Source organism: Arsenophonus endosymbiont of Bemisia tabaci Q2 (genome assembly GCF_902713415.1).
GTDB lineage: Bacteria > Pseudomonadota > Gammaproteobacteria > Enterobacterales > Enterobacteriaceae > Arsenophonus.
Genome location: NZ_CACTIE010000036.1, coordinates 1 through 6774, shown reverse-complemented (window position 1 = coordinate 6774; position 6774 = coordinate 1). Strand labels below are relative to the sequence as shown.

Here is a 6774-nt window from a genome sequence, read left to right as displayed (position 1 = left end):
CATTTGGCAAGCTTTTAAAAAATGGGATTGACCTATAAAAACTCTACGTCATCCGAAAGCCGATGAAAACACTCGACAAACGTTTCAACAAAAAAACAACAGTATGAAAAAGAAGGCAAGCATATTGTTTTTTATTGATGAAAGTGGTTTTTCACACGATACTCCGCGGACTCACGGCTATTCCCCGAAAGGTCAACGGTGTGTTGGTCTCAAGAACTCGGGAGCTAAAGGAAGAACAAATGTTATCGGCGCTTTATTGGGGACAACGCTGTTTGCTATCGGATTATTTGATATCAATATTAACAGGGATGTTTTCTATGCCTGGGGTTACCCAAGTCCTTATCCCAGTACTTCCTAAAAACAGTGTAATAATGATGGATAATACAACTTTTCACAAGAAACAGAGTATTCAACAAGTCCATCATCGATGCGGGGCATATGGTGGAATATTTTCCTACCTATTCGCGAGATCTTAATCCAATTGAACATAAATGGGCACAAGCTAAATGCAGGGCTCGGATGCGACACAGATATTTTGTTCGCACTCAATATGGTGTAATCAAAATTAAGTCGCTTAGCTATAAAGAAGCAGAGACCATAGATCCGTTCGCGGCCTTGTTAAGCAAAAAGTAGGACTGATGGGCAACGGTTGCCCAAGGTATATATCCGCTATGCCGAGCGCGTGGTGTTTGGCGAGATGCTAGCGTGTCAATATGTCCGTTTGGTCTGTCTACGCTTTCTGGATGAACTAAAAAACGGCGAAGAGCGCGGGATTTATTTGAGCCAGCATCGCGCCGAGCATGTATAGCTAAGCGTCTTAATTTTGATTACAAAAATATATGTTTTTCTCGAATATAAATTTACTGATAAAGAGTAATTATTTGTAATCATTTTAAAGTCGCCTAGCTATATCTCACTTATACCTAAAATATCTTTTTTGTCAAAACTTACGTCGGATAATAAAAAACCCTATGGTGAACTATAGGGTTGAGAACTAGCAAAATAAAATAGCGTTTAATTACAGCACATTGATACAGTTTAACTCTTTATATGCAAGTTCTAAACGCTCAATCATGGACGTCTGACCCGCACGCAGCCAGACACGAGGGTCATAATATTTTTTATTAGGTTTATCTTCACCTTCTGGATTACCCAGTTGGCTTTGTAGATAACCTTCATTTTTCTTATAATAATGCAAAATCCCTTCCCAGGTTGCCCACTGGGTGTCAGTATCAATATTCATTTTTACCACACCATAACTGACTGCTTCTTTAATTTCTTCAGCAGTAGAGCCTGAACCTCCATGGAAAACAAAATTCAGATTATTTTCCGCTGGCAAATTAAATTTCTGCGCAACGTACTGTTGTGAGTTGTGTAGAATTTTTGGTGTTAATTGAACGTTGCCTGGCTTATAAACACCATGCACATTACCGAAAGATGCCGCAATAGTAAATCGATGACTAATTTTACTCAATTTTTCATAAGCATAAGCGACATCTTCAGGCTGTGTATAAAGCGATGAGCTATCTAAGCCAGTGTTATCGACACCATCTTCCTCACCACCAGTGCAACCTAACTCAATTTCTAGTGTCATGCCCATTTTGCTCATCCGTTGCAAATATTGAGAGCAAATTTCAATATTTTCCGCCAATGACTCTTCAGAAAAATCGATCATATGCGATGAAAACAGTGGCTTACCGGTGGTTTTATAATATTCCTCGCCAGCATCTAGCAAGCCATCAATCCATGGCAGTAGTTTACGTGCACAATGATCAGTGTGTAAGATAACTACGACACCATAATGCTTTGCCATTTGATGCACATGATGAGCACCTGATATTGCGCCTAAAATCGCAGCTTGCTGACCTTCTGCTTTTAGACATTTACCGGCGATAAACGCAGCACCACCGTTAGAAAATTGGACAATTACCGGAGAACGAACTTTAGCAGCGGTTTCCAAAACAGCATTAATCGAATCTGTACCCACACAATTGACTGCCGGCAACGCAAATTTATGTTCTTTTGCAACGGCAAAAACTTTTTGCACATCATCGCCGGTAATAACACCTGGTTTTACAAAATCAAAAATCTTAGACATGAGATAAAATCCTATTATTGGACAGGTGAACAGTGCTACCTGTCATTTTCTTCAGATATAATTACTGTTTTTCTCGTTCTTCTAACACAACAACTGCAGGTAATTTTTTACCTTCCACAAATTCAAGAAAAGCACCACCGCCAGTAGAAATATAAGAAATTTTATCCGCAATACCAAACAGATCAATCGCCGCTAATGTATCACCACCACCTGCTATAGAAAAAGCTTCACTTTCTGCAATCGCTTGGGCAATCACGGCGGTGCCGTGGCGAAAATTAGGGAACTCGAAAACCCCAACTGGACCATTCCATAAAATCGTTTTTGCTTTTTTAAGAATACCCGCCAAACGTTCAGCCGTTTCATCGCCTAAGTCCAAAATCTGCTCATCATCTTTAACATCATTGACAGATTTCATTACCGCCTCGGCTGTTTCAGAAAATTCAGTCGCTACACGAACATCAGTAGGTACAGGAATATCGCAAGTAGATAATAATTTTTCTGCTTCTGGGATCAACTCATCTTCATATAAAGAACGGCCGACTTTATGACCTTCAGCTGCGATAAAGTTATTGGCAATACCGCCTCCCACAATAATTTGGTCGGCAATTTTTGCTAAAGAATCCAAGACAGTTAATTTAGTCGAAACTTTTGAACCACCAAGGATTGCAACCATTGGGCGAGCAGGCTCTTTCAATGCTTTACCTAATGCGTCCAACTCAGCAAATAACAGCGGCCCTGCGCATGCTATAGGCGCAAATTTTGCCACACCATGGGTTGATGCCTGAGCACGGTGCGCCGTACCAAATGCATCCATTACATAGATGTCACAAAGTGCAGCATATTGCTTAGATAAATTTTGATCATCCTTTTTTTCACCACGGTTGAAGCGTACATTCTCAAGAACCACCAGCTCGCCATTAGCAACTTCAACTCCATTTAAATAATCGTTTACTAAACGAACAGGATAGTCGAGCTTATCTGCTAAATAGTCTACAACGGGTTTCAATGAAAATTCCTCATTATACTCACCTTCAATCGGGCGACCTAAATGAGACGTTACCATTACCTTTGAGCCTTGCTTTAAAGCGGTTTCAATCGTCGGTAAAGAAGCACGGATCCGTGCATCAGAGGTAACTTTGCCATCTTTGACAGGAACGTTTAGGTCAGCCCGGATGAATATTTTTTTACCCGCCAGATCTAAATCGGTCATCTTAATTACAGACATGGTGAATCCTCTCGTTGATTCTCTATATTATTAATCTTCTGCTGTGTATGGAGAGCAAGATTCCCCATACTGTCTGTCAACAGATAGATTTGTTGAAACCAGTAGAAGCCATTGCTAATGTCCTACCAAGCATACGATTGGCAAAACCCCACTTATTATCGCATTATCGCATTATCGCATTATCGCACCAAACTAAAATCTTAATTAGGTGTTGCCCACTAACTCGTTTTTGCGTACCATCTACAATAGCACTATGTGGGTCATGATTAAAATCTTTTGATACTAACGGCAATTCAGTATAATCAACTATACCACGAAATAAACCTTCTGTTGCTTGTTGCAACAGCTGATTGATTTTAGCTACCGTTACTTTAGATCTTACCGTCACACTGAGGTCGATCGCCGTTACATTGATAGTTGGTACGCGAACCGATATCGCTTCAAAATAATCTTTGAATTTTGGCAATATTCGTGTGATCCCAGCAGCCAATTTGGTATCAACAGGAATAATAGATTGGTTAGCGCGGCGCCTGTACGACGTAGATCTTGATGATAAGCATAATAACCGGCTGATCATTCATTGCAGCGTGAATCGTTGTGACTGTGCCAGACTCAATATCCAAAGCATCATCTAATATTTTAATCACAGAAATAATACAATTTGTGCTACAAGATGCGTTTGATACCAGTTTGATCACTATTTTTCAAACTGGTTTCATTAACCCTATAAACAATAGTTGCATCAAGATCAGTACTTCCCGGATGAGAAAATAGCACCTTTTTTTCGCCACTTGATAAATGCGCAGAGTCATCGGCCTTTGAGCCATAAACACTGGTACAATCGAGTACTACATCAATATCCAATGCTCGCCATGGTAGTTTTTCAATCTCAGATTGATGAAAAAGATGAATACTGTCATTACCCACAACTAACAAATCGTTATTCAGGCGCACATCATAAGTAAATCGGCCATGACTCGAATCATACTTTAATAAATGCGCTATTCCTTCCGAAGTGGCAATTTCATTAATTGCAACAACAGCAATTTGAGCTCGGTGATCTGATTCATAAAGCGCTCTTAAGATGCTACGCCCTATTCGCCCAAAACCATTAATTGCCACTCTAACTACCATACTTTTCCTTCAATATAACAACTGATTTATTAATGGCTAAGAATACCGATAATTACAGCTTTTGTACTGAGGATTTTTGTCGTCAATCATAAAAGTCTGCTTTTGATCAATAAATCTTGCAATTTTGCCAAAATGAAACGTTTTAGCTTAATCTGCTGAAATAAAAAGAGCGTATCTAATCATATAAAGTTGATCAATACGCTCATATCATTTTCATCAATTACGGCAATAAAGCTTTAGCCTTTTCTATCACATTTTCCACACTAAAACCAAACTCTTTAAATAAAACCTCTGCCGGTGCTGACTCACCAAAAGTATGCATACCAACAACCCCACCGGTTGTGCCAACATATTTGTACCAATAATCGGAAATACCCGCCTCAACAGCTAATCGTGCAGTAACTGAAGAGGGTAATACAGACTCACGATAAGCGGCGTCTTGTTTATCAAAAGTATCCGTTGATGGCATAGAAACCACTCGTACTTGATAGGCTTCGGCAGTCAATTTTTCATAAGCGTTAACAGCTAATCGAACCTCAGAACCAGTTGCAATCAAAATAAGCGCGGGTGTTTTTTCGCTATCTTTGAGCACATAAGCCCCTTTAATAATATTGGCTAACTGTTTAGTATCACGTGGTTCCTGTTCAAGATTTTGACGGGAAAAAATCAACGCACTTGGCCCCTCATTACGCTCAATCGCATACTGCCAGGCAATGGCCGATTCAACCTGATCACAAGGACGCCAAGTACTTATATTAGGCGTCAGGCGCAAACTGGCTAATTGCTCAACAGGTTGATGGGTTGGACCATCCTCACCCAGACCAATAGAATCATGAGTATAGACAAAAATACTGCGAATTTTCATTAACGCAGCCATGCGTACTGCATTACGTGCATACTCAACAAACATTAAAAAGGTTGCACCATAAGGTATAAAACCACCATGCAAGGCAATACCATTCATAATAGCCGACATACCAAATTCACGTACACCATAATGAATATAATTACCTGCTGGAGAATCTTTTATTGACTTAGACGCTGACCACATAGTTAAATTACTGGGAGCTAAATCAGCGGAGCCGCCTAAAAGTTCAGGCAATACCTTACCGAAAACTTCGAACGTATTTTGTGAAGCTTTACGGCTGGCAATATTAGCAGGATTGCGTTGCAATTCCGTAACCAAATCATTTGCAACAGCTTGCCAATTAGTCGGTAACTCACCTTTGCTACGACGGATAAACTCATCGGCAAGTTGCGGGAAAGCTCGTTGATACTCGGCAAATTTTTCACGCCAGGTAGCTTCTTTTTGCTGACCTATTTCGCGGGCATCCCAGGCTTGATAAATATCGGCGGGTATTTCAAAAGGTGGATATGGCCAATCTAGTGCCGCCCGGGTTTCAGCGATCTCAGTTTCACCTAATGGTGAACCATGCGCTTCTTCGGAACAAGCTTTATGTGGCGAGCCATAACCAATTATCGTTTTGCAGATTAATAGAGAGGGCTTATCGGTAACCTTACAGGCTTCTTCTATTGCTGACTTGATTTGTTCAGGATCATGTCCATCAATACCCTTGATAACATGCCAATGATAAGCAGCAAAACGTTCAGCAGTATTATCTGTAAACCAACCTTCCACCTCACCATCGATTGAAATGCCATTATCATCATAAAAAGCAATCAGTTTACCTAATTTCAATGTTCCAGCCAGTGAACAAGCTTCATGTGAAATGCCTTCCATCATGCAACCATCACCCATAAATACATAGGTATAATGATCAACAATAGTATGGTCTGGACGATTAAATTGAGCAGCTAACGTTCGTTCGGCAATAGCAAAACCTACAGCATTTGCAATTCCTTGTCCCAGCGGGCCAGTCGTGGTTTCAACACCTGGCGTATAACCATATTCGGGATGTCCTGGTGTTTTGGAATGAAGTTGGCGAAAATTTTTTAATTCTTTCATCGGTAAATCATAACCGGTAAGATGCAGCAAGCTATAAAGTAGCATAGAACCATGGCCATTAGATAATACAAAACGGTCACGATCTACCCAGTCAGGATCAGCAGGATTATGATCCAGATAGTCACGCCAGAGTACTTCAGCGATATCCGCCATTCCCATTGGCGCACCTGGATGCCCTGACTTTGCTTTCTGTACCGCATCCATACTGAGGAAACGGATAGCATTAGCAAGGATTTTACGAGTGATCATTGTTTACTCCAAATTGAATAAATAGCAAATTTGCTACTGATTTTCTCAAGGTCGTTTTGCCATCTTAACAGTTAAAATCTAATCTAGGTATCTGCCCTAAAT

The 6774-nt window shown here is 40.3% G+C and carries 5 protein-coding genes and 1 pseudogene; 2 read left to right on the top strand and 4 right to left on the bottom strand.

Annotated elements, in window-relative coordinates:
* The first annotated feature begins 103 nt into the window (after nt 1-103).
* Nucleotides 104-358 carry a transposase gene (locus tag ARSQ2_RS12270; RefSeq protein WP_238334256.1) on the top strand — a complete coding sequence of 85 codons (255 nt, stop codon included), beginning with the start codon at nt 104-106 and terminating at the stop codon, nt 356-358.
* Between the two features lie 80 nt (nt 359-438).
* Nucleotides 439-633, top strand: coding sequence for a transposase (locus ARSQ2_RS12265; protein ID WP_238334255.1), 195 nt, complete (start codon nt 439-441; stop codon nt 631-633).
* A gap of 385 nt (nt 634-1018) precedes the next feature.
* Here ARSQ2_RS12265 and fbaA read toward each other — a convergent pair whose 3' ends face one another.
* From fbaA to tkt, 4 genes and pseudogenes are all read right to left on the bottom strand, one after another.
* Entirely contained in the window at nt 1019-2098 is a 1080-nt protein-coding gene (gene fbaA / locus ARSQ2_RS02360; protein ID WP_181994233.1) for a class II fructose-bisphosphate aldolase, read from the bottom strand.
* 61 nt (nt 2099-2159) lie between these two features.
* The gene (pgk, locus tag ARSQ2_RS02355; protein WP_181994232.1) at nt 2160-3323 is read right to left on the bottom strand and encodes a phosphoglycerate kinase; all 1164 of its coding nucleotides are present in this window, start codon (nt 3321-3323) and stop codon (nt 2160-2162) included.
* Nucleotides 3324-3399: 76 nt separating this feature from the next.
* Nucleotides 3400-4457 (bottom strand): annotated as a pseudogene (epd, locus tag ARSQ2_RS13495) (erythrose-4-phosphate dehydrogenase).
* A 220-nt stretch (nt 4458-4677) separates the two neighbouring features.
* Complete coding sequence (tkt, locus tag ARSQ2_RS02345; protein WP_181994231.1) at nt 4678-6672, bottom strand: transketolase; 1995 nt, start codon at nt 6670-6672, stop codon at nt 4678-4680.
* Nucleotides 6673-6774: the final 102 nt, after the last annotated feature.